Raw genomic sequence first — 23714 nt, forward strand, 5'->3', positions numbered from 1 at the left:
GAAGAAAAAGCCTCAGCTGAGGCCATCGCCATCCGGAGCATCCTCAAGCGGAAGGCCGCAGCGGCGGCAGAACGCGGCATCGGGTTCGTGGCGGAGGCCGGGGCATGCGCGGCAGAACCTTTCGGGGCTGCAGGATGAGCGCATGGAAGACATTTCTGCAGAGACGATGCCCGTCGGGACAGCAATCACGCTGTAACCGGTGATCATGAGCAAAGCCGCCAGAAATCGTCCAAGCGGAGTCCCTGGAGATATGTCGCCGTAGCCGACTGTCGTAACGGTAACGATGGCCCAGTAGATACTTTCAGGAATGCTCCTGAACCCATGTTCCTCACCCTCTATCAGGTACATGAGGGCGCCGACGATGCTTGTAAGCACAATGACGAAAAACAGAAACACCAGAATCTTGCGCGAAGAGGCCACAATTGATGCCCGGACAAAGTTCGCCTCATGGACGAACTGCATGAGCTTCAGAAGACGGAAGATACGCAGCACCCTGAAAAAGCGGATGACAAGCAGGTACTGGGTGCCGGGTATGAAGAGGCTCAGCCAGGTGGGAAAAATGGAGAGGAAGTCAACGATGCCGAAAAAACTCAGGGCGTAGCGCCGGCGGTCTTCGGTCGCATACAGTCGGAGGCCGTACTCGATGGAGAAAAGAATGGTAAAAAACCACTCGCATGCGAGGAAAATATCCCCGGCCGCGGCATGAAGGGAGGGCACGCTGTCAAGCATGACGACCAGCACGCTGCTGGAAATGGCAAAAATCAGAAGAAGATCGAAAGCCTTGGCAGGCACCGTATCATAATCAAAGATGATGTGCCGCAGTTTTTCTTTTGGTGTCGCGGATTGTTGCATAGTTCAATCTTGTTGCACATCAAAAAAAACTCCGCCGGTGCACGGCACTGGCGGAGCTCGAAAAAAAAATGCCTGAAAGAAGCCTTAGTGGTATTTGGCGCTCTCTTCCTTGACGAACTCGACGAGCAGCTTCAGGTTGGCCGGATCAACGTCGGGCAGGATGCCGTGGCCGAGGTTGAAGACATGGCCGGACTGGGCGGTGTGCTGGCCGAACTGACGGAGGACCTTTGCTGCTTCGGCCTTGATCTTCTCGGGCGTGCCGTAGAGGACCGTCGGATCCATGTTGCCCTGAAGACAGACGCGGTCTCCGAGGATGGTACGGGCTTTCGCAATATCGATGCCCCAGCCGAGTCCGACGGCGTCGCAGCCGGTGTCGGCGATTTCCGAAAGAATGGTGTTGCAGTCCTTCGAGAAGACGATGACAGGAACGTCAGGGTACTTTGCCTTCACCGCCTGCACGTTCTCCTTGATGTAGGGAAGCGCGAACTCGCGGTAGTCATCCTCGGACAGGGCGCTGGCCCATGAGTCGAAGATCTGGATGGCATCGGCTCCGGCTTCAACCTGTGCGCAGACATACTCGGAGATGACGGCGGAAATCTTGCTGAGGAGCAGGTGGGCCATTTTCGGCTCACGGTACATCATTTTCTTGGCGAACGCATAGTTCTTCGATCCGCCGCCTTCGACAGCGTAGGTGAAGAGGGTCCATGCCGCACCGGAGAACCCGATGAGGGGAACGCGGTTGTCAAGCTCTTTCTTCGTGAGGCGGATGGCATCGAGCACGTAGCCGAGCTTGTCCTGCACTTCTGGGATGATAAGTCGGTCGATATCACCCTGCGAGCGGATCGGAGGGGTAAGCTTGATGCCCTTTGTTTCAATGATCTCAACATCCATGCCCATGGCCTCGTTGACGACGAGGATGTCAGAGAAGATGATCGCCGCGTCGACGCCCATCAGCTCGACCGGCTGGATGGTGACTTCCATGGCCAGCTCAGGAGTTTTGCACAGGGTGAGAAAGTCGGTTTTTTCCCTGATTGCGCGATACTCGGGGAGGTAACGGCCGGCCTGGCGCATCACCCAGATGGGGGTCCGTGAGCATGGCTGGCGCTTCAGTGCCCGGAGGAAAAGATCATTTTTGAGCATGCAGTGCTAAAGTTTGATGGTTGAACAAAACAGGCGGCCTTTCAGAGCGTGTCCCCAGAAGAGCAGGGGGCGTGGGGGCTGAACGCACTTCGAATCAGCAAAGGTACGACTTTTCAGCCTTTTTTAAAACTTCATCCTCAGCGAGGCGCCATGTCAGCTGACGATATGGCGCTTGATGCCGAGCTCTTTCGGACTGTAGCCGAGCGCAAGGCCGACCATCTCCGAGAGGTGGAACACGGGAATGGAGCTGTGTATCTGAGCCTGCTTGAGGGCTTTCGACTGATAGCCGTCGAGCACCGTGTGGCAGAGCGGGCAGGGGGTAACGATGAAGTCGGCCTTCTCTTCGATAGCCTCTCCAAGCGCTTCAGCAGCAACGCTGAGGGACTCCTCTTCTGCAACGAGCAGGGTGTGGAAACCGCAGCACCGGTTCTTGTGGCGGTAGGGAATGGTCTTTCCGCCAAGCGCCTCGATCAGTTGGTCAAGCGATGAAGGATCAAGCGGATTGTCCTTGCCCAGCACTGTTGAAGGACGCAGAATGTGGCAACCGTAGAACGGCGCAATGCGGAACTTCGAAAGCGGAACCTTCACCTTGGACTTGATGGCCTCGAGGCCGACATCGTCGATGAGCACCCAGAGCAGATGGCGGACTTCTGAGGTGCCGCGGTATTCCAGCCCCTCTTTTTTAAGAATCTCATTGACCTCGGCCCTGAGTTCCGGCGATGCGTCAAGTTTCTTCTTGGCGCTGCGGATGGTCATGAGACAGGTATTGCAGGAGACCACGAGGTCGAGGCCCATCTTCTCGGCATGGGCGATGTTGCGCGCGTTGACCAGCGCAAAGTGCTTCGGACTGACATAGTCGAGGTTGCTCCCGCCGCAGCAGGTGCTCTCGTGCAGGTGCACAAGCTCGATGCCGAGGTCCTTCTGCCAGAGTGCAATCGAGCGGTCAACCTCCTTGGTCATGGACTCATTGATGCAGCTCAGGTAATATGCGTATCTCTTCATCCGGTCATGCCTCCCGATTATTTATTATGGGTCTTGTGATCATCTTTCACATGCTCAGTCATCTCACGGAACTCCTCGCGGAACTGCTTCATGCCTTTCGACGACTTGACGAGCGGTGGCGGTGGCGGCGTGCGGCGTTTCAGGATCATCTTCACGGCCATCGGCAGAAGGTTCTTCACCGTCCATGCAACGCCATTGGTGCGGAACGGCAGGGTTGCCTCGACCAGCTTGCCCTTCTTCTCGATATCGGACATGAACGCCTCGGCATGCTTGGCGCCGGCAGTGTCTTTCAGGCCGCGGCACTCGATGGCATCTTCACGGATGCCGTGGATGGCTTCCATGATCGGGATATTTTTCACGCAGGTCTCCTGGCAACGGTAACAGTGGGTGCAGTCCCACACGCCGTGATCCTGCACCAGTTCGGCGAGGCGGACGTCATGGAGGCTGTCGCGCGTGTCGACGTTCATGCGGTACGACTTCAGGAGCACTGCAGGCGAAACGTACTCCTTGTTGGCACGAAGGATGCTGCACTCCGAAACGCAGGATGCACAGAGAATGCAGTCGGTGGCCTTGTCGTAACGCGAGAACTCCTCTTCGGAGACAAGGAACTCTTTCTTCCCCATCTCGGGTTCCGGCATGCTCGACTCAACCCAGTTCCGGTAGTGCTTCATCTTGCCGACAAGTGGATCCATGTCGACGATAAGATCCTTGAGAAGCGGCAGGTTGCGCAGCGGCTCGATCTTGATGATGCCTGCTTCCCGGCACTTGGGGAGCTCATCCCATACCTGGGTGGTGCAGGCGAGCTTGGAAATGCCGTTGATGCGCATGCCGCAGGAACCGCAGATGCCTGCCTGGCAGAACACCCGGTAGCTGACGGAGGCGTCGATGTTCTCCTTGATGTAGTTCAGCGCACGAAGCACCGTGATACCCCGTTCGACCGGGATGGTATAGTCATCGAAATAAGGCTTGCTGTCAACCTGGGGGTTCAGTCTGAACACCCGGAAGGTGACATCCCGCTTGCCTTCGATATGCTGTTCGCTTGAGACAGTCATGGGCTCGTGTGGTTAATAAGTTCTTTCCTGGAGTTCATAACGGCCCATCGTCACCGGCTTTTCGCCGAGTTCCAGCTTGCCGTCGACAAGGGTCGCCATCGTATGCTTGTGCCACTTTCCGTCGTCCCTCGTCGGGAAATCGGTGCGGGTGTGTGAACCGCGGCTCTCTTCACGGGCATACGCGCCTGCGGCGACGGTTTCGGAGAGGTCGAGCATGTTACGGAGCTCAAGGACCTGGAGCAGATTGGTGTTGAACACGTCGCTCGAGTCGAACACCCGGACCTTCTTGAAGCGTTCCCGCAGGGCGGCGATCTCCTCGATCCCCTTCCGGAGCAGCGAGGCCTCGCGGTAGATGCCGACATTGGTGCCGAGAGTATGGCCAAGCTCTTCACGGAGTGCGCCGTAGCGCTCATAGTGACCCGAGGGCTGCATGTAGCTGCGGATCTCTTCGGCATGCTCCTTCAGTTCAGCGTCGGTAATATTGCCGGGTTCGAAGCTGCGGGCCTCCTCAGCTGCCGTATGGCCCGCGATGCGACCGAAGACGAGGATGTCGAGCAGGGAGTTACCGCCGAGGCGGTTGGCCCCATGGACGGAAACGCAGGCACATTCGCCGGCGGCATAGACTCCCTCCATCACGGTGCGGCCCTGGTTGTCAGTATCAATGCCTCCCATGGAGTAGTGGGCCGTCGGGCGGACGGGAATCGGCTCCTCGATCGGATCGACGCCTTCGAAGTACATAGACATCTCACGGATCTGGGGAAGGCGCTGGCGGATGAGGTCGGCACCAAGATGGGTGAGATCGAGGTGGACGTATTTGCCTGCAGGGCTGTCGAAACCGCGGCCCTGGAGAATTTCGGTTTCGATGGAACGGGAGACGAGGTCACGCGGTCCGAGTTCCATCTTTTCAGGTGCGTAGCGCGACATGAAACGCTCGCCGAGGCTGTTGACAAGGTAACCGCCCTCGCCACGAGCACCCTCTGTAACAAGCAGACCGCTCTTGCGCAGGCCGGTCGGGTGGAACTGGACAAACTCCATATCTTTCAGCGGAATGCCTGCGCGGTAGGCGATGGCCTGACCGTCGCCGGAGTTGCCGAGCGCGTTGCTCGAACGGTTCCAGTACATCTTGGCATAGCCGCCGGTGGCAAAGATCACGGTCCGGGCGGTGAACGCCTCGATCTTGCCGGTCTTGATGTCCATGGCGATGAGCCCCTTGGAGCGACTGCCCTTTACGGAAAGGTTGAGTGCAAGGTACTCGTTGAAGAATACCACACCTTTCTTCAGACACTGTTCGTAGAGGGTCTGGAGGATGGTGTGCCCCGTCTTGTCGGCGCAGTAACAGCATCGGGGACGGCCTGCACCGCCGAAGGGGCGCTGAGCGATGGTCTTGTCGTCAAGGCGCGACCACGGGGTACCCATGTTGTCGAGTTCGCGGATGATTTTCGGAGCCTCGGTGCAGAGCACTTCGGCGGCATCCTGATCGGCGAGGTAGTCGCTACCCTTGATGGTGTCGAAAATATGCAGTTCGACCGAGTCGTCCTTGGCCGTGTTTGCGAGCGCGGCGTTGGCGCCGCCCTGGGCGGCAGACGTGTGGGAGCGGTTGGGATAGACCTTCGAGAGCACTGCGATGTTCAGCGACGGATTCGTCTTCATCGCTTCCATGGCGGCGTAGAGCCCGGCGCCCCCCCCTCCGACGATAATGATATCAAATGGTTTCATTCGCTCAAGTCTTATGTATGGCCTCTTTTGGCAGGCGCACGGATTAAATGGCAAGGCACAGCAGTGGCGGAGCCCCGCATTCTGGATAGTCTCTTTCTCGGAATCTCTCAGGAAAGGCCGCTGGGGACCGTCACCTTACAGGGCGACATGGTCGTCGTGAGCCGGCAGCTCCTCGACGGCATGGAGGACATCGGTCATATTGAGTACGCCTACCACCGCGTTGCCGTCCATCACCGTCAGGCGGCGGACATTGGTGCGCTTCATCATGCGGAGCGCATACTTGATGCGGAGGCTCGGGTTGACGCTGATGACCGGCTTGCTCATTATCTGGAAGACAGGGGTATTCCAGGGATCACGATGCACATCTTCGCCGGGATCGATAACCTTGCCGAGAATGTCTTTTTCCGTGATGACGCCGTAGCAGTCGTCTTCATTGCGCGGCTCTACGATAAGACCGCTCTCGCCGCTTTTTTTCATGATCTGCAGGGCCTCTGCAACCGTGCAGCTTCCCTTGATCATTGCGAAATCCTTCTGCATGAGGGCCGATACCGGCAGCGTCCGTAATGTAATAAGCTGGTCCATAGTCGACATCTGGTTACTTTAGAATGGATAAAACACCGGACGGGCCGGAGAATGTGCTGCCCGCTCTCTCGATCATACTGCATGAGAAACTGCACCGGGGCGCAGAGGGCCTGCTACCCGAAGGGAAAAAACTGAGCCTATAATGTAAGCAATACGGGCTGATTCACAAAATCGCTCAGAAAATCGCCACCAGAGGCCCGGAGTCAGGCGATGCCGTGAGCCTTTTTATAAGCCGCCCAGTTCCTCTTTAGATCAATAAACAGGGCAACATCCGCTCGCATAAGGAAGGGATTCGTCATCCTCTCGGTGCCAATGTCAGACACAGGCCGGAGGCCGTAGTCATGACCCGGCCAGACCGTTGTTTCGGGCGGGAGCGTCAGGATTTTATGGTGCAGGGAGTCGTACTCGTTCCGGGCCTCGTCATCAGTGCCGGTACCACCGACTTTTCCGACAAAAAGCGTGTCGCCTGTGAAGAGCGCGCCTTCGGAATAGAGGCAGATGGAGTCGGGAGTGTGGCCCGGCGTATGGATGACGGCCAGGTCTAGCGAGCCGAGAGGGAAATGTGCGCCATCAAGCACCTTGATGCCGGTAAGAGGGCAGGTGCAACCATAGAGAAGAGGCTCCAGACCCGTAAGCCTCCGGGCTTGATCGTTGCCGCAGGTATGGTCCTGATGGCCGTGAGTCGAGAAGATGTAGCGGACGCTGTAGCCGCGCTCAGTGGCGGCATGGACAATGGGCTGGGGACTGTAGGAGGGGTCGACGATGAAAGCCAGACGGCTCTCTGCATCGGCGGCGAGGTAACCGAAGTTCCTGTCGCCGCCGGTGCGGAACTGCTCGACCAGCAATGTCATCGCCCTGTTATAAGAACTTTTCGACGTTCATGAGAAACGCGCGTGCAGGAAAGTCCTTGTCGACTGCGATGGGGTTGCGCTCAAGCGCCTCCATGATCTCATCAGCCTTCGATGAGTCAAGGATGGCGAAGCAGAGCGAGGAATATGTGCCGAGGCTTTCGTCAGAAGGCCACCAGGACTGGTGCTCCATGTCAGAACGCTGGCAGTTGCAGCCACGGATGGCAATGTTCGAGAACATATGGACCCGGTGCTCCTTGAACAGCTTGCGGACCTGGGGGCGGGTCTCCTCATGCCCCATGATTGCGAGAAATTTCATAATGGTGTCCCTGGTTGGGGTTATGCGTTTTTCTTTTCAGCCATGTAGTATACCAGCGGCACGACGACAAGAGTCAGGATGGTCGAGAGCACGCCGCCCCAGATCATCGAAATGGCCAGGCCCTGGAAGATCGGGTCGAACAGCATGACGATGGAACCAATGACCACCGCACCGGAGGTGAGGATGATCGGACGGGTACGGACCGCGGCAGACTCGATGATGGCCTGCTTGAGCCCCTCGCCCTCGTCGCGGCGAATCTGGATGAAGTCGATGAGCAGCACCGAGTTGCGGACCATGATACCTGCAAGCGCAATCATGCCGATCATGCTTGTTGCCGTAAAGAACGCCCCGTGAATCCAGTGGCCGGGAATGATGCCAACAAGGCTCAGCGGAATGGCAATCATCATGATGAGCGGCGTCTTGAACGACTGGAACCAGCCGACAATAAGCAGATAGATGATGACGAGCACGACAGCAAACGCCGTACCGAGATCGCGGAACACCTCGAAGGTGATCTGCCACTCGCCGTCCCACTTCATGGCCGTCTTGGCCTCGCTCTCAGGAAGAGAGGTGTAGAGCGGAGAAACGCTGTGTCCGTCAGGCAGCTTCAGGGCGGCAATCTTTTTGTCCATCTCCAGCATTGCGTAAACAGGGCTTTCGGTCACGCCGGCGACGTCAGCCGTAACGTAAACCACATCGTGCAGGTCCTTGCGGTAGATACTCTTGTCCTGCACGCTCTTCTCCACCTTCACCAGTTCCGACAGCGGAATCATCTCGCCGGCACGAAGGCGGCTCGTCATCGAGCCCATACCCTGAGACTGGACAAAGATGTTGGAGAGGTCGCCAAGTGAGGTGCGGTCTGCCTTCGGCAGGCGCACGTGGATGACCACCTGCTCGAGGTCCGGCTGGCCATGTAGCGCACCGATGTCCATGCCGGCAACCGACATGCGGAGCGTCTGGGCGATCTGCTGGACAGAGACGCCCCGGAAGGCAGCCTTTTTCTTATCAACAACAAGGTCGTATACCTCCTGGTCGTCCTCGACAAGCCAGTCGACATCGACCACGCCGGGAGTCTCAAGGAAAATCTGCTTTACCTTCCCGGCAAGTTCAATGCGGTCCTTCTCTGTCGGGCCGTAGATTTCAGCAACGAGGGTGGAGAGGACCGGAGGACCGGGAGGAATCTCGACGATCTTGGCATTTGCACCGTATTTCCTGCCGATCTCCTGCACGCCCGCACGGACACGCTTGGCGATGTCGTGGCTCTGGTCGCTGCGCTGAGCCTTGTCAACGAGATTGACCTGCACATCGGCCATGTTGTCGGCCTGGCGGAGGTAGTAATGGCGCACGAGGCCATTGAAGTTGATCGGCGCGTTGGTGCCTACGTAGTACTGGCAGCTTTCGACCTCGGGGACCGTACGGAGGTAGCCTGAGATTTCCTGGGCAACCCGTCCGGTTTCTTCAAGAGCGGTGCCTTCCGGCATATCGATGATGACCTGGAACTCGTTCTTGTTGTCGAACGGCAGCATCTTCATCTCGACAGCCTTAAGGGGCACAAGGGCTATGGCGCCAAGCAGCATCAGTCCGACCACACCGAAGGCCATCCAGCGCTTCAGGCTGCTGTCGATAAGCGGAGAGAGCACTGAGTTGAACACACGGTAGTATGAGGTCTTCTGGATGTCGTACTCATCATGTCCGCCTTCCTCGGTCTTCAACAGGCGGTAGGAGAGCCACGGGGTGGCGATGAGGGCGACAAGCAGCGAGAAGATCATGGCGAGCGATGCGCCGATGGGCATCGGGCTCATGTAAGGGCCCATGAGGCCGGAAACGAACACCATCGGGAGCACTGCGGCGATGACGGTGAAGGTCGCCAGAATGGTCGGGTTACCGACCTCGCTGACCGCGGTGATTGCGGCCTGGAGTTTCGGCTGCCGCTTCATGGCAAAGTGCCGGTGGATGTTCTCAGCGATGATGATGGAGTCATCAACCACGATGCCGGTAACGAATATCAGCGCAAAGAGCGTCACCCGGTTCAGCGAGTAGTCAAAGAGGAAGTATACAAGCAACGTCAGCGCGAAGGTGATCGGCACCGACATGAAGTTGACGAGCGCACCTCTCCAGCCGAGGAAGAAGCCGACGACGATCGTCACGGCGACAACGGCGATACTGAGGTGCTCGAGAAGGGTGAAAACCTTTTCGGTTGCGGTTTCACCGTAGTTGCGGGTCTCAGTGACGGTGATGCCGTGGGGAACAACCTTCTGCTCCTCAAGCTGATTGACCTTGGCGATCACCTTGCCGGCCAGCACGCTGGCATCGGTGCCCTTGCGTTTGGCGACGGTGAGGGTTACGGCAGGAAACTCGCCATCCGGCATGCCGGCCGGAGCAGCTGCTCCCCAGGTGAGGAAGTTGTAGTTGTTCACTTCTTCAGGACCGTCGCTGATGGTGGCAACATCACGGACGTAGACGGGCGAGCCGCCGTAAACGCCGACAACGACACTGCCCACATCCTCTGCACTCTCCAGGAACTTGCCGGTGCGGACGATGACCTCGCGGTTCATCGAGGTGAAGTCGCCAGAAGTGATCTGGCTGTTGGCCGACTGGATCTGCTGCATGATCTGCGGCGCGCTGACATTGTAGCGCTGCAGTTTGCTCTTGTCAAGCAGGATGCGGACCTGGCGCTTCAGACCGCCCTTGATCTCGACATCACCGATATCGGGGATCTTCTTCAGTTCGTCAGCCACATCAATGGCGGCCTGACGGAGCCGGTAGGGATCGGTCTTGCCGCCCCAGAAGGTGAGGTTCAGTACGGGAACGTCATCGATGGCGACCTTCTTCATGAGCGGCATCTGGACACCTGCAGGCATCTTGTCCATGTTCTTCATGAGTGTGCCCCAGAGCTTGACCATGCTCTCCTCAGTGCTTGCGCCCACATCGTAGCGGACGGTCACAAGAGCGAAATCGGGCATGGAGGTCGAGTAGACGTAATCAACGCCCTGGATTTCGGTGAGTGAGCGCTCGAACGGCTTTGCAACACGCTCCGCAACCTCGGAAGGCGCTGCTCCGGGATAGGGAATGTAGATGTCGACCATCGGCACGACAATCTGCGGCTCTTCCTCCCTTGGGGTCATGAATGTCGCAATGACACCGACCAGGAGCGCCGCAACCATCAGGAGGGGCGTAATCTTCGAATTGATAAACTGCTTGGCGAGTTTACCGGCAATACCTTCATTCATTTGGACTGAACCTCCTCTGTCACAGACTGACTCTTTGTTACTGTAATTCCTTCACGAAGTGCCGGATCATAGGACCCGACGACAAGTTCTCCCGCATCGAGGCCGGCGAGCACGACAAGATTCCCGGCAACGGCATGGCCGGTGCTGATCCAGCGAACTGCTATGCGGCCATCGTCTCCAACAACAAGCACTCCCTGCAAGGCGCCTTCCCGGAACACCGCCGTAGCGGGAACGAGCAGCTGACTTCCATTGCCGGAGCCCTGCACGGCCTCCACCGGCAGAATATTCTGGACAGCGACCGTCTCAGCGGCAGCAGGCTGCTGGGGAGAGGGCGCCTCATGGCCGCCACACCCAGCAAAGAGCAGGGCAGTGAAGGCCGCAAAGACAATATTTTGTTTTTTCAGTGCCATATGCTTCAATGATTTACCGTGCAGTTGCAGAGAGCTGAGTTATTTCGCCCCGTAATAGGCCAGTTCGCTTTTGGCGACCGCGTAGTCGTATTTCGCCTGGTTCAGCCTCATCTTGGCGTAGGTATATGCACCCTCCCGCATGAGGAGCTCAAAGGTCATCGCCTTGCCTGTACGGTACTGCTCGCCGATATAGTCGAGACTTACCTTCGCCTCCTCAAGCGACTGGCCAGCGACCGCGATCCGCTCCTTGGCGGTCTTCATCGAGCGGAGGGCCTTGGCCACCTCGGCAGCACTGTTGCTCTTGGCCGCCTCATAACTATAACGAGCCTCACGCTCACGGGCCTTGGCCTCCTGCACCTTGCCGGAAATTGCCATGCCGTCGAAGATCTGCCACTGCATGTTCAGGCCAACCATCCAGCTTGAGCCATCCTTGTCGAAGTCGGCGGTATGGTGGTCAGCGCGGGCAAATGCATTAAGGCGGGGAAGGCCTGCGGCACTGGCCATCTCGCCCTGCTCTTCAGCAAGCTGACGGTAGGTCTCCATAGCCATGAGGTCGGAACGGGTAGAAGAGGCCGCGACAGAAGGAAGCGCTGCGTCCACTGAAAAGGTGCCGGTAGGCTCGATATTGACATCAGCCTCAAGGTTGAGCAGGACACGAAGGGCGTCTTTGGCCTCCTTCACGCCGTCCTGAAGCATCATCTTCTGCTCACGAAGCTCAGCCAGGCGAACATCGGTGGAAAGCTTGTCGGACTTCGGAAGCATGCCGGAATTGTAAGCCCTGCCGGCCTCGGTGCTGTGGCGCTGCATGGTGGCAATCGACTGGTCGATAGCGGTGATGTTGCGGAGGGCAAGCATCATGCCGTAATAGGCCTTGCTGACATAGAGATCAATGGTCTCTTCAGTACGCGCGGTCATGTACTGCTCGGCGACCTTGGCCTTCCTAGCCATGCCGCGACCGATTGCGCCATCACGGTTGTAGATCGGCTGCATGAGCTGCAGCGATGTGTTGAAGTCGCTGATGGGATCGGGGTTGTTCAATGCTTCGACCCCGAAATCAACGGCTGGGTTGGCGATATTCTGCTGTAGCTTACCAACCAGCACCGCGCCCGCATCGTTGGTGCGGAAATAGGTTTCGGAGAGGGTCACGGAGGGAAGGTAGGACTTGCGGCTCTGCACGATCCGCCCTTCGGCCTGATCCACGCGGCTGCGGGCAGCCTTGATGGTGGAGTTTTTCTCGCGGGCCATCGTGATGGCCTCCTTGAGGGAGAGTTTCAGCGTCTTTGCCGCAGCCTCCGCCCCGGAAGGGGTTGAAAGGGATGCCGCAACCAGAAAAGCGGCGAGCGCCTTGGATACCTTCATCGTGTATTACTGTTTGGAAATCAGTTTAAGAATCTTTTCAACATTTTTCGAATCGTCCTGGCTCATGCACTCTTTGAGACTCCTGTCGAGAACCAGCGAATAGGTCTTTTCAAGAGCGGCTTTAGCCGCCTGGAACTGGACTATGACCTTTTCACAGTTATCACTGTTCTCCACCATCCTTATCAGCCCTTGTATCTGGCCGTTAACTTTTTTCAACCTCAAAATCACATCATCCATATCTTTATCATCAAGTTGCAGGACTTGCCGACAGCACAGAAACATACCCATACCCCGTATGGGCATGGAATCTATAAAAAATTTTTTCAAAAAAAACAGGAGCTCGCGCTCTCTGCTTATCCGATAAGTCTGCTTGCTGCACAAAAATGGCTGCGAAGAGCCAGTTCAAACTCCGGAAGCACTTCGAGCATCGGCAGATGGCCGGCATGATCGAACCTGGCCTGCCTGGTTAAGAAGGCACTCTGCTCGATACGTCTGTTATAAAGGGTTTGCATGCCTTCTGGCGGGATTGTTCGGTCGGCCATGCCGACCACACAGAGAAGCGGCGCACAGATCTTTACAGCTTCAGACGTATATCTCCCTATTATTTGAGGATCTATGGCAAATTTTCCGACAGCGGTCGCTGCCCTGGTGTCGCTTGTCACGAAATCCTCGACGAAAACAGTCCTGTACTTCTGGTCGATGGGCCGGCTAATCGCGCGATCGATGAACAACGACTTGAACGGTTCGAAAAGAAATACCCACTTGAAGAGCATGGCAACATCTATCATACCGCCGACCAGAACATGATGGAAAGATTTGAGCAGTTCGTCATCGAAAATACCACAATTGACAATTGTTGCCGAAACAAGGGATTCGGGATGCCTGTTGCAGATTTCCGTCGCGATCATACCTCCCATCGAGTGGCCGACAATATGCAGCTTTCTGGAGCCGAGAAGGCCAAGACGTACAAGCAATTCCGACGCCTCATCGGCAAACCCCTCGACGGAAAAGGAAAGACACGATGGGCTGCATACGGTTCGGCCCGTTCCGCTTTGATCGAAGGAAAGACAACGGTACTGCGAAGATAAGCGATCTATTACAGGTATCCAGTATCTCGCAGAAATTGACCAGCCGTTGAAAAACAAAACGACTTCCCGATCGTCGCCAACACCCCATCCGGTGTCTTCATAATATATCTTCCCTCTTGTTATATCGGCAAAACTCATGGCTGTTCGTGCTGGTTAAAAAAGATTTGCCGAACCATCTTCCTGGGGGCAGGCAAAAAAGCACCCGTATGCGTCACATACGCCCGGTATTCGTCCCCGAAAAAACCGATCAGCATTTTCTCCTCCTTTAAAGCCCATTTGACAGTCAACACAATGGCAACCAAGCTAAACACAGTTACGGCCACATTCGCCGTAATAAGTATAAAAGCTATAAAAAGCACCATCATGGCGGTATACATGGGGTGCCTGATAAAACGATAGGGCCCTGTGATTACAAGCTTGTGCCCTTCCATCAATCTTGGCAAAGGACTCCAGTATCTTCCGAGTGTTTTCATGGTCAGAAAAAGAAACAGAAAAGATACTGCAGCAGCAATAGCGCCCCCGTAACGGAGCCATGTGGGAAAAGGAAAATGCAAAGCCTCAACCCATGGTGGATACCATGTGTAACTCGCCACGATAGCTATCCATAAAAAAAACATTACCTTCTGGAAAATAACCCTGAAACGGCTTATTTCCCCTGCATTTCCCGCTTCAGGTATTATCGGTTTTTCTTGAGGTTTCATGCGCTGTATGAACAAGCCTCTCATCAGGAAACCCGCGACGTAGATCCCGGCAAAAATAATCCTGAACGGCAACTCATCATGCATGGCCATACATTGTTTTACTGGTTTTTCAAGCTCACATCGGAGGAAAGGTAATGCTCTCTGAAAATATAATGAAAAGGGTCGGTGAAGTCAGGTTATTACTCCGGCAATTAAAGGACTCAACCCTTTGCATACCGAACGCTTGGGTGATCAAATAGTTTTTCTACCTGTTCCGGCGTCTTCTGCAGATGCCTCAAATGTGAAACGGTCTTCTTCCGAATCGCATCTTTTGTGCGGGCAACACCACCATTATTTCCATGCACTGCGAGTTTCAAATCGTTATTCAGATACTCATCAGGATTCAATTCCGGTGAATAGGCGGGCAAATAGAAAACTTCGATCTTCTCTGTGTTTTTGCCAAGCCATTCTTTGACCGGTTTGCAATGATGTACTTTCAGATTGTCGAGGATCAGAATCACTTTGTGACCGACATCCCTGACCAGACGTTTCATGAATTCTATGAGCCGCTTGCCGTTCATCGCATCTTCATACAGCATGAATCGCAGTTTGCCCCGATTGCTGATTGCTGACATCATGCTGATGTGCTCTTTCCGGGCATTCAGGCGCAATTCAGGGGTCTTCCCGGCTGGGGCATAGCCGCGTACACAGTTGCCATTCGTTGCGATACCGGTCTCATCTCCCCAGTAAATCTCTGCCTTTTCAGCCTTGGCCTGCGCTGCTATGGCAGGATATGATTCTTCCATCCACCGTCCGACTTCCGCAGGACGCTGCTCGCATGCTTTTCGGATCGGCTTTTGAGGAGTATAGCCCCAGCGTGAAAGATACTCTCCGACCGTTCGAATAGGCATAAGAAAACCGAACTGCAGTTTGATCAACTGCCGAACGGCTTGTCGGTCCCAGAGTGCAAATGGCAGTTTCAATTGATCAGGATAATGATCAACTATCATCTTCTGGATCTGTTTCTCTTGCTCTACGCTCAGATGTCGTTTTTCACCGGTTTTGCGACCACGTTTCGGCACCGAAAGCATCTGCTTTCCTTCGCGTAAATACCACTGCCACCAACGGCTGGTTGTCTCAACAGGCAAGCCAAGCAATTCGGCTACTTCGCTGTTTTTTTTGCCTTTCGTTCGAAGGCTTATGACCTGTTTGCGCAATAATTCACGCTCACGGTCCGATACTTTTCTAACGTCTATTTTTTCCATGCTCTCAATATAATAAATTGAGAACTATAATTGCCGGATTAATAATAGTTGTTTGCAATACTGGCAAGAACGGTTAGATTTTAAGGGGATATTGAAATCTTCAGGTAAGGAACTGTTGGGCGAGTAAACCTGTTCATCAGAAACACTCAGGCAGCAAATGTCCGTTCATCCTGAGCCTTAATCGCGCGTCCAGTTAAAAAAACAAATTGTCGCGCCCTTTTAGAGTAGTAAGTGAGTATGAAACAACATCAGGGAGAAAGAAACGTTTTTGTGTAATCATGGAAGTTGTAGGAAAAAGTAAAGCATTGGTCGTTCTTGAGTCATGCCTGCAGGAATCGACTGTTTATTTCTCAAATCACGAGAAAATCCTGAAATGCAATCCGTACTGCAGATATGTCCGCTATATACCGGATTTCGATGTTTTTCAATGGACCTTCGAGGTTGACGATCCTCGAAATAACCCGATCGTAGCAATCTTTTTTGTCAGACAGACCGAAGAACATATACCGACAGACAGTGCTGTTTTCAGGCGCTACGCCGGTGAAAGCCGGGCTCCCATCGATACAGAGACCCCCGGGAAAAAAATTATCTGGGAAACCGTCGACTCGGCCCCGGAACTGCTTTTTAACAACGACCATACCTTCATCGGCAAAACTTTTTCTGAAATTTTCCTTCTTCACCAGACAGACAATCGGACGACGGTTCATTTCGAAACAAATATATCGCTGGATTTCAAACTGTCATTTCCGCTCAATCTCATGCCGGAACCGGCACTGAAATTCATGACCGATATGATTATGTCGAAAATCATGCAACAGGCAACCGAAAGCATGCTTTGTCAGGTTCAGTCGGATATCTGCTGCTCTATGCCTGAAATTGCCGCCGAAGGTGGAAAGAAATAGACAGAAAAGATGGCAACACAGGGTTTGTCTGACCGCAGTCTGATTATCAGCATAAGTTATCATGTACCATGCACAAAGCGCCCTTAAAATAAAGGCTTGATGCATGCCTCTTGATCACTCAAAACAAAATACCTATTTTAATGCAACATTCTGTTGTGTCGTTGAAAACTTCATCTCTTCCTATGACTAAACCATCAAAAATACAGACACCTCGCTTCGACGAGCCATTGTGCAGCAACTGCGGTCTATGCATGGGCAATGTCTGGCCGGTGAAGGAGAGCCTGGAAAGCTGTGTTTTTCGCTGTGGATGGGTAGAAAATCATGAACAAAGGATTTTCGGAAGAGTAAGGAACCCGGAAGACAGCGACGAACTGCGTTTCGGTATCAGCCTCAAACGATTCAACGCAACACTTAAAAAACCTGTCAATGGCGCGCAATGGAGCGGCATCATTACCCGAATATCGACAATGGCTCTGCAAACAAACCTTGTGGATGCGGTGCTTACGCTTCATGGAGAGCCTCTGAAACCAAAAGCAGTGCTTGCTAAAACCGCTCAGGATATTCATGAGGCCCGCGGCAACAAACCCGTACTTTCTCCGGTGCTTCAGGCATTGCATACGGCTTATCGGGAAAAAACGACAAGACTCCTGATTGTCGGCGCTGCCTGCCATGTACATATGGTAAGGGATTTTACAAGAAAAAAACCCTATTTTGCCAATTTGGAACTGTATATCGTAGGCATTCCTTGCACAGATAATCTGGAACCATCCCACCTTCAATGGGTTTTCCGGAATATCAGCAAAAAACCGGAAACGGTTATCAATTTCGAATTCATGCAGGACTACAGGGTACATATTCTGCACAAAGCCGGAAAAGTCGAAAAAATCCCTTTTTTCTGCCTTCCATCAGCGGTTATGAAAGTAGGAGTGTTTCCGAACTCCTGCCTGAGTTGCTTTGATTACATTAACAGCCTTTCAGATATCACTGTCGGCTATTTAGGCGCCCCCTACAGCAAAAACAGAAAAACACAATGGATTATTGTCAGAACTGAAAGAGGAAAAAAGCTGCTGGATCTTATCAATGATGAAATAGAAACGTCACCTGAAGTTTTTTTTGGCGATAGTCATAGTGCGGTACAAGCAGCACTTCAGCCAACTCTCATGCCGATTCTTCAACCGGAGAAGCTTGATGACCGGAAAGCGATGCCTAAATGGCTTGGCATCTATCTGAGCTATAAAAAAGCGAAATCCGGTCCAGGAGGAACTGAATTTGCAAAATACTCAATAGATATACATGCTATAAGGAACTTCTATTTCCTTAAAATGTACCGTCCGGACGATATAGGCATTGTGCCGACCCATATCTATGACCTTCTTTCTCAATATGATCTTTCATCGATAGAAAGAATAATCGAGTCCTGAATTTAACCGAACAAACTGCTATTAACATGAAAAACATCGTCATCACGGGAAGCAGTAGAGGGATTGGCTTGGGTCTTGCGCATGCATTTCTCTCAAAAGGCTGCCGTGTCATGATCAGCAGCAGCAACAGTAGTAACCTTGACAAAGCCCTGAATGAACTGATCGAGCAGCATGGCTCCGAACATATCTCGGCTAAAACCTGTGATGTTTCCGACTACAAGCAGGTTCAGGAACTTTGGAACCATGCGCATAAATCGATCGGCCAGGTAGATATCTGGATAAACAACGCCGGCATTGCCCACCCGTTGCTTCCGTTCTGGAAACTCGATATGAAGCAGATCGGCCATACCCTCGATGTAAATCTTGCCGGAACCATAAATGGGTCTCATGTAGCCATCAGAGGAATGATCGAACAGGGATCGGGATACCTGTACAATCTTGAAGGTCAGGGGGCCGACGGGGGAATAATTCACGGAATGGGTATTTTTGGAACGACAAAGGCGGCTGTACACTATTTCTCGAAATCCCTTATTGAAGAGACCAGGTCGCTTAAGATCAAGGTTGGCACAATCATACCGGGAATCATACGTACGGCGCTGCAAGCTGAAACCGCACAGCAAACCGATGCTGGCCGGCTCTTTCTTTCACTGCTTGGCGAAAATGTTCGGGAAGCAACGGAAGACCTTGCAAAAAGAATTCTTGCAAACAATACACATGGGGCATGCATCAACCGCATGACGCCGCCCGACATGATCGGCAAACTCGCGTCATTGCCTTTCAATTTTTTATTGGGCAGGTGACCTAACTGCAATGGAAATAGCAACCACACAAAAAGAGACAATCATAAGATAACACCCTGAAAATTCCGTTTCCAGGCTTCAAGTCACCTGAACGCGTGTTTCAACCGACAATAAATCAAGTCAGGAATATACGTCTGATGATGCGGGAGCAGTGATGCTCTCCGGTGGGTATGGCTAATCCTCTTCAGGGTGAGGTGGCAATATCAGACCAATGTTCTCAATAACCTTTTCAGCAACCGCTCCTGCAAGAAATCCACCTGCACCGGCAAGCAGAACTCTTGGAATCCCCCTGATAAAAGGTGGAATACCAAGCGGTGAGAGTAAAAAAGCCCCGCTCACAATTGCCGCTGCAGGCTTTGTCAATTCTTCCGGTATAATATTTTGTGGTAGTTGCGGCATTTCTTTTCCTTTTGAATCGTTTTTTAAAAAACCTCCACTTATTTCGTTTGCTGCCCATCGGTAATTTTAGCAATGGAATTTGACAGCATAGTCAGCACCATTTCAACTGTTTTTATCTGCGATAAGCCCAAGTCACCAAAAGCTTTCCAGCAAGTGTTAAAAGCGGCAGCCGTATCTATCGGCTCATAAATAACAGGTTTTTCCTGTTGTTCCGAAGCGGCGGCAGGCTTTACGTTTGCTACGGGTTTCGGCGTCACCTCACGGGGAACTGATACAGCCGGCTTTTCAGAAAAAGCTGCCTTTGTTTCGGATTGCTGCGGTGCAATAGCCGATTTGTTTGGGACGGATTTGTCCTCTTTTCTGAATACGGAAAAAAAACCGCCTTTTCGTGATTCGTTTGCCATGTCAAAACCTGTTTTAGATGGATAAAGAATTCAATTTGAAGCTTTTGATGACATTGCCCAGCCGATCATATTTTTCATCATCCCAAGTGATCCATCCAGACCAAGTTTGCTTGCAGTCGCCATCAAGACACCGGGATATTTCCATGCCACGTTCAAACCAATCAGAAGCAGATCGGATAGCTCCATGGTGTCCTTGAACATTGCTTCCCTGTACCTGGGCGGCAGGCCGTCCAGAACTATCATCACTTCATTCATCAGTTCATTGACAAAATTCGGATGGTCCGTATGTTTATTATAACACATATATTTCATAAGGTTTGCCATTGCGGCAACATTTGGCTCGTAGGCGCTTATCTGTTCGAGATTCTTCTTTTCAAATTCGTTACAGGCCAAGGCTCTTTCGAGCCCCTCTGTCAATGATTTGAGATTGCGAACAAAAGAACCAAAACCGCAAAAAGTCAGTGGGGAACCAAGTGCGGCGGCATCTCCAAGCATCAGGATATTATTATCGGCAACTTGCCGAGTCCGCTCAAACCCATCATGATAATACGCCGGTATAACGCCATACACAGGGCGATGGACGACAAAATCCTTTCCTGGTTTTTTATAGGAAGGTAATTTCCGGAAATATGTTTCAAAGAGACCAAGCAGAGATTTATCATTATCGGAGCTCCGGGAATCATAAAAGAAAAGATAGGTGGTATAGCGATTGCCACCGGCAGGAAAGCCCTCCCATATCAGTTGACGACCTCTTCCTGAGCTGGTATCGGCCGGCTCCGTACTTACAAGAATCTCGCCTATATCCGGATCAACATTTTCAAGGCCGCTGGAAACAGTCCCGACTGTAGGACAGAGATGTGTAAAGGATGCCCCGTCATTCAACTGCATGGCAACCGGAGAATGCACTCCCATCGAATCAACAAATACCTTGGCTCTGAAATACACCCGCTCATGCATATTGTTCTCAACCTCTATCACCACACTCTCAGGAAACTGAAAACACCGCATGAATGTCATATTGTCAACGACCCTGCTGGATTCATCGGCAAGAATTTTCTGCCTGGCAATGGAAAGCAGTTGGTCGCTCTCAACAGCACAGTCAAGCACATTATCGAGATACAGCCGCTTTTTCCGACCATTTTCCACGTAAAACTCAGCCCAACCTGTTTTATACCTGCAAGCAATACTCGCGTTGATCTCTTCATATGAGAAAAGACCGACTTGTTCAAGCTTTTCAAGCTCATTCCAGGAAATATTCCAGTCACGGCTTGGTTTTCCGCTCACATAGCGGTCAAAAACAAGTACTTTTCTCCCGTACTTCGAAGCCATGACCGACGCGTGCAATAATCCCAATGAGCCTCCGGCATAAACCAGATCATACTCGTCGGCAATACATGCATCTTCAGGCATTTCGCTTCCCTGAAAGACAACCTTGCTGCATGGGGAGTGCTCGACATTTTGCCAAAAGTTATCCACCTCCAGAATATGCTCCAGATATCTGTTCCCATTTCTGATTTTACCAAAATACTCGGATACCCTCGGGTAGAGTGTTTGAACTTTATCTGCTATCATTGCAAATGACGTTATTGCTTATGATGATGCCAGCTATACATATAAAATCACTAGTGTCCGGTTATAAGTCAAATAAATTCAACTGGTTATCGGTATAGGTACTCTCGATTGTGCCGGCTGAGTTCGTAACTAATTGTAAAATATCGACTTTCTCGAATACGCTGACACTCAGGATCTGTAGAAATGTGTAGAGAGTTATATCCAAATTGAGTCTCTTTTTCACCAAAGCTATAAGCACGTAAACCGAGATTGCTGACCAGATTTGTGTTTTTACTGCGTTTTCTGATGTTCCGTAAAAGGCCTTGATTCGTAAATGCTGTTTGATCCACTTGAAGAACAGTTCAATCTGCCATCGGCTTTTGTAGAGGTCTGCAATCACCTTTGCGCCCAGTTTGAAGTTGTTGGTCAAGAACACATAAATCTTTCCGGTTTCGGGGTCTGCGTATTTGATTCGTCTCAGCTGTTCGGGATAGTAAACTGAAGGTTCTTTTCCGGTCAGCATGATGGTCTGGTCACATCGAACGCCCATGCTTTTGTCTGCTGAATGGGAGTATTGGCGCCGAAACGACAGGTTTGATTTCGCTCTGATGACAAAGAATCCTTGGGCCTGGTGAATCTGAAACAGCCGATCAAAGTCGACATAACCACGATCCATGATGTAGAAAGAACCTGGTTCGATGATGAGCAGATCAAGAATATTGACATCATGAACCTTGCCATCCGTGATGGCGATAAACGACGGGATATTGCCCCGTAAATCAAGCAGGGTGTGCATTTTCACCGCACCCTTATGTTTCCTGAACTTGGCCCATGGAAACAGCGCCAGACAGAGGTCTATCGTGGTTGAGTCCAGAGCATATGTGGTTTCTTCCAGCGTGACACCAAAGGAGTCTTTGCTGTAGAGTTCTCTGGCATGATGAATCAGGATATGGGCAAAGTCCTGATAAATCCGCCAGTCGCGTTTTTCATTGGCATCTGCTAAAGTACTTCGGGCAATCGTGCCCCTGATGCCCATGTGATAAAGTTTATTCTGCATGCCGAGCAGGCAGGTCGTGATGTCACGAATACTCTCCCGATAGGTCAGCTGAGCAAAGAACAGGCAGAGATATTGATCAAGACACGTGAATGACTGAACCTTATAATTCCCCTTGTAACGATTAACGCACCGGCGGAATTGATGCTGCGGCAAATGGTCCAGCAGCTGCGCGAAAACAGTTTTTCCTGTATTCATCGATCATTTCTTTGCTGAGAATTATGAAATGATCAAAGATAGCAGGCGATTTGAAATCGATAACGCGAAAAAGTCGCCGTATATTATTCTCTTATAACGCTTTGCAGGGATTTATTTTTTCAACAACCGGACACTAGTGATATAAAATAACAACCCTAAGAACCATGATCCAAACGGTAAGCCCCTGGAACCCGCCGTCCTGGATATTTTTCTTTTCTTGTTCCGGACTTATTGGTTAAATTTGTGACCTTAACATTGATTTTCAATTAAAAAAAGGAGACTTCGCCGTATGTCACAGGATTCCGCAAAGTTGTTTCTTGCGAAAATGAAGCAGGACAAGGAGTTATCGGATAAAATACACAATACTGCAACAAAAGAAGACCGCTGGGCAATCATCCTGCAGGAAGGCTTCGATTTCACGAGAGAAGAGCTTGATCATGCGACGGTAACTGAACTGAATCATTTTGAAAGATGGAACTGGGAAGCGAAGTTACTTGCCGACTGGCTCTAAACCATTGCGGAAGATGCTTTTCTGCGTCTATCCTTCCGCCCTGATGCTCCCGAAATACTCGTACGCTTCGGCAGGCGTCATGTTCTCATGGACAACCTTGCCGACCGTTTTCATCATGGCAAGCGGAGCGTCGCACTGGAAAATGTTCCGGCCCATATCCACTCCGGCCGCACCCTCCTGGATTGCCCGGTACGACATGGTGAGCGCCTCGAGTTCGGAAATCTTCTTGCCTCCGGCCATCACGATCGGCACCGGGCAGGAAGCCACAACCGTTTCGAAATCCTCGGGCACATAGTAGGTTTTTACGATCTGAGCGCCCAATTCCGCAGAAATCCGGCAGGCAAGCCTGAAGTATTTGGCATCACGCACCATATCCTTGCCGACGGCGGTGACCGCCATGGTTGGAATGCCGTAACGCAGACCCATATCGACCAGCCTGGTCATGTTGTGGATGGATCGGGTTTCATACTCGCCGCCGATGAAAACCTGCAGGGTTATTGCCGCCACGTTCATGCGGATGGCATCCTCGATATCCACGGCAAGCTCTTCGTCGGAGAGCTCCTTGAGAATGCTCGGACCGCCGCTGCAGCGCATGACGACCGCCTTGGTGAGGGAGGGAGGAACGGTCGTACGCAGAATGCCTCTGGTGAGCATGATGGCATCGGCATGCGGCATGAGCGGCACGATGTTGACGTCGGGACGCTCCAGACCGGTGGTCGGCCCCTGAAAATAGCCGTGATCGATGGCGAACATGACCGTTCTGCCCGTATCGGGCCTGAATATCCTCGACAGGCGGTTTTTCATGCCCCAGTCAAGCGAGTGCGCCCCCTTGAGAAAAAAGCCGTGTTTCTCAACAGGAACGTGGGTGTAATACTCTTTTGCCTGCTTGTCCTTGTCGTATTCAGCCATGATGGTCTTCTCCTCTTTCGGT

The 23714-nt window shown here is 52.5% G+C and carries 24 protein-coding genes; 4 read left to right on the forward strand and 20 right to left on the reverse strand.

Annotated elements, in window-relative coordinates:
- Positions 1–12: 12 nt before the first annotated feature.
- The 15 genes from A3K90_RS03690 to A3K90_RS03760 form a co-directional block, all read right to left on the reverse strand.
- Positions 13–852 carry an ion transporter gene (locus A3K90_RS03690; RefSeq protein ID WP_303681232.1) on the reverse strand — a complete coding sequence of 280 codons (840 nt, stop codon included), beginning with the start codon at positions 850–852 and terminating at the stop codon, positions 13–15.
- Between the two features lie 84 nt (positions 853–936).
- Positions 937–1992 (reverse strand): uroporphyrinogen decarboxylase, encoded by a 1056-nt coding sequence (gene hemE, locus A3K90_RS03695; protein WP_303681233.1) that lies wholly within the window; start codon positions 1990–1992, stop codon positions 937–939.
- A 153-nt stretch (positions 1993–2145) separates the two neighbouring features.
- Complete coding sequence (locus A3K90_RS03700; RefSeq protein WP_303681234.1) at positions 2146–2994, reverse strand: CoB--CoM heterodisulfide reductase iron-sulfur subunit B family protein; 849 nt, start codon at positions 2992–2994, stop codon at positions 2146–2148.
- A 17-nt stretch (positions 2995–3011) separates the two neighbouring features.
- A complete protein-coding gene (locus A3K90_RS03705) occupies positions 3012–4046 on the reverse strand; it encodes a succinate dehydrogenase/fumarate reductase iron-sulfur subunit (protein ID WP_303681235.1) in 1035 nt (344 codons plus the stop codon).
- Between the two features lie 12 nt (positions 4047–4058).
- Positions 4059–5762, reverse strand: coding sequence for an FAD-dependent oxidoreductase (locus A3K90_RS03710; protein WP_303681236.1), 1704 nt, complete (start codon positions 5760–5762; stop codon positions 4059–4061).
- 135 nt (positions 5763–5897) lie between these two features.
- Positions 5898–6344, reverse strand: a complete 447-nt coding sequence (locus tag A3K90_RS03715; RefSeq protein ID WP_011358708.1) for a CBS domain-containing protein — start codon at positions 6342–6344, stop codon at positions 5898–5900.
- Between the two features lie 203 nt (positions 6345–6547).
- Positions 6548–7195 carry a hydroxyacylglutathione hydrolase family protein gene (locus tag A3K90_RS03720; RefSeq protein WP_303681237.1) on the reverse strand — a complete coding sequence of 216 codons (648 nt, stop codon included), beginning with the start codon at positions 7193–7195 and terminating at the stop codon, positions 6548–6550.
- 7 nt (positions 7196–7202) lie between these two features.
- The gene (locus tag A3K90_RS03725; protein WP_303681238.1) at positions 7203–7511 is read right to left on the reverse strand and encodes a hypothetical protein; all 309 of its coding nucleotides are present in this window, start codon (positions 7509–7511) and stop codon (positions 7203–7205) included.
- A 20-nt stretch (positions 7512–7531) separates the two neighbouring features.
- Positions 7532–10741, reverse strand: coding sequence for an efflux RND transporter permease subunit (locus A3K90_RS03730; protein WP_303681239.1), 3210 nt, complete (start codon positions 10739–10741; stop codon positions 7532–7534).
- Entirely contained in the window at positions 10738–11151 is a 414-nt protein-coding gene (locus A3K90_RS03735) for a hypothetical protein (protein ID WP_303681240.1), read from the reverse strand. Before A3K90_RS03735 ends, A3K90_RS03730 begins: the two co-directional genes overlap by 4 nt.
- A 39-nt stretch (positions 11152–11190) precedes the next feature.
- Positions 11191–12510 (reverse strand): TolC family protein, encoded by a 1320-nt coding sequence (locus A3K90_RS03740; protein WP_303681242.1) that lies wholly within the window; start codon positions 12508–12510, stop codon positions 11191–11193.
- Between the two features lie 6 nt (positions 12511–12516).
- Complete coding sequence (locus A3K90_RS03745) at positions 12517–12747, reverse strand: metal-sensitive transcriptional regulator (protein ID WP_303681243.1); 231 nt, start codon at positions 12745–12747, stop codon at positions 12517–12519.
- A 116-nt stretch (positions 12748–12863) separates the two neighbouring features.
- A complete protein-coding gene (locus A3K90_RS03750) occupies positions 12864–13736 on the reverse strand; it encodes an alpha/beta fold hydrolase (RefSeq protein ID WP_292002549.1) in 873 nt (290 codons plus the stop codon).
- Positions 13733–14389 carry an isoprenylcysteine carboxylmethyltransferase family protein gene (locus A3K90_RS03755; protein ID WP_303681244.1) on the reverse strand — a complete coding sequence of 219 codons (657 nt, stop codon included), beginning with the start codon at positions 14387–14389 and terminating at the stop codon, positions 13733–13735. The genes A3K90_RS03750 and A3K90_RS03755 overlap by 4 nt, the downstream gene beginning before the upstream one ends.
- Positions 14390–14499: 110 nt before the next feature.
- Entirely contained in the window at positions 14500–15543 is a 1044-nt protein-coding gene (locus tag A3K90_RS03760; protein ID WP_303681245.1) for an IS630 family transposase, read from the reverse strand.
- Between the two features lie 278 nt (positions 15544–15821).
- On the opposite strand from A3K90_RS03760, the gene A3K90_RS03765 reads away from it, so the two are divergent.
- From A3K90_RS03765 to A3K90_RS03775, 3 genes are all read left to right on the forward strand, one after another.
- Positions 15822–16445, forward strand: coding sequence for a hypothetical protein (locus A3K90_RS03765; RefSeq protein WP_303681246.1), 624 nt, complete (start codon positions 15822–15824; stop codon positions 16443–16445).
- A 251-nt stretch (positions 16446–16696) separates the two neighbouring features.
- Entirely contained in the window at positions 16697–17866 is a 1170-nt protein-coding gene (locus A3K90_RS03770) for a Coenzyme F420 hydrogenase/dehydrogenase, beta subunit C-terminal domain (protein ID WP_303681247.1), read from the forward strand.
- 26 nt (positions 17867–17892) lie between these two features.
- The gene (locus A3K90_RS03775) at positions 17893–18666 is read left to right on the forward strand and encodes an SDR family oxidoreductase (protein WP_076792368.1); all 774 of its coding nucleotides are present in this window, start codon (positions 17893–17895) and stop codon (positions 18664–18666) included.
- 174 nt (positions 18667–18840) lie between these two features.
- Here A3K90_RS03775 and A3K90_RS03780 read toward each other — a convergent pair whose 3' ends face one another.
- The 4 genes from A3K90_RS03780 to A3K90_RS03795 form a co-directional block, all read right to left on the reverse strand.
- The gene (locus A3K90_RS03780; protein ID WP_292005026.1) at positions 18841–19065 is read right to left on the reverse strand and encodes a hypothetical protein; all 225 of its coding nucleotides are present in this window, start codon (positions 19063–19065) and stop codon (positions 18841–18843) included.
- Between the two features lie 38 nt (positions 19066–19103).
- Positions 19104–19469: a hypothetical protein gene (locus tag A3K90_RS03785; RefSeq protein WP_076792372.1), complete on the reverse strand. Its 366-nt coding sequence runs from the start codon at positions 19467–19469 to the stop codon at positions 19104–19106.
- 30 nt (positions 19470–19499) lie between these two features.
- A complete protein-coding gene (cruB, locus tag A3K90_RS03790; protein WP_292002481.1) occupies positions 19500–21041 on the reverse strand; it encodes a gamma-carotene beta-monocyclase CruB in 1542 nt (513 codons plus the stop codon).
- A gap of 61 nt (positions 21042–21102) precedes the next feature.
- Entirely contained in the window at positions 21103–22272 is a 1170-nt protein-coding gene (locus A3K90_RS03795; RefSeq protein WP_303681248.1) for an IS4 family transposase, read from the reverse strand.
- A 289-nt stretch (positions 22273–22561) separates the two neighbouring features.
- Between A3K90_RS03795 and A3K90_RS03800 the strand changes: the two genes are divergently transcribed.
- The gene (locus A3K90_RS03800; RefSeq protein WP_076792375.1) at positions 22562–22783 is read left to right on the forward strand and encodes a Nif11-like leader peptide family natural product precursor; all 222 of its coding nucleotides are present in this window, start codon (positions 22562–22564) and stop codon (positions 22781–22783) included.
- Positions 22784–22810: 27 nt separating this feature from the next.
- Here the strand turns inward: A3K90_RS03800 and lsrF are convergent, their stop codons facing one another.
- Positions 22811–23692 carry a 3-hydroxy-5-phosphonooxypentane-2,4-dione thiolase gene (lsrF, locus tag A3K90_RS03805; RefSeq protein WP_292002482.1) on the reverse strand — a complete coding sequence of 294 codons (882 nt, stop codon included), beginning with the start codon at positions 23690–23692 and terminating at the stop codon, positions 22811–22813.
- Between the last annotated feature and the right edge of the window lie 22 nt (positions 23693–23714).

Source organism: Pelodictyon luteolum (assembly GCF_001622165.1).
In the GTDB taxonomy this organism is placed as follows: domain Bacteria; phylum Bacteroidota; class Chlorobiia; order Chlorobiales; family Chlorobiaceae; genus Chlorobium; species Chlorobium luteolum_B.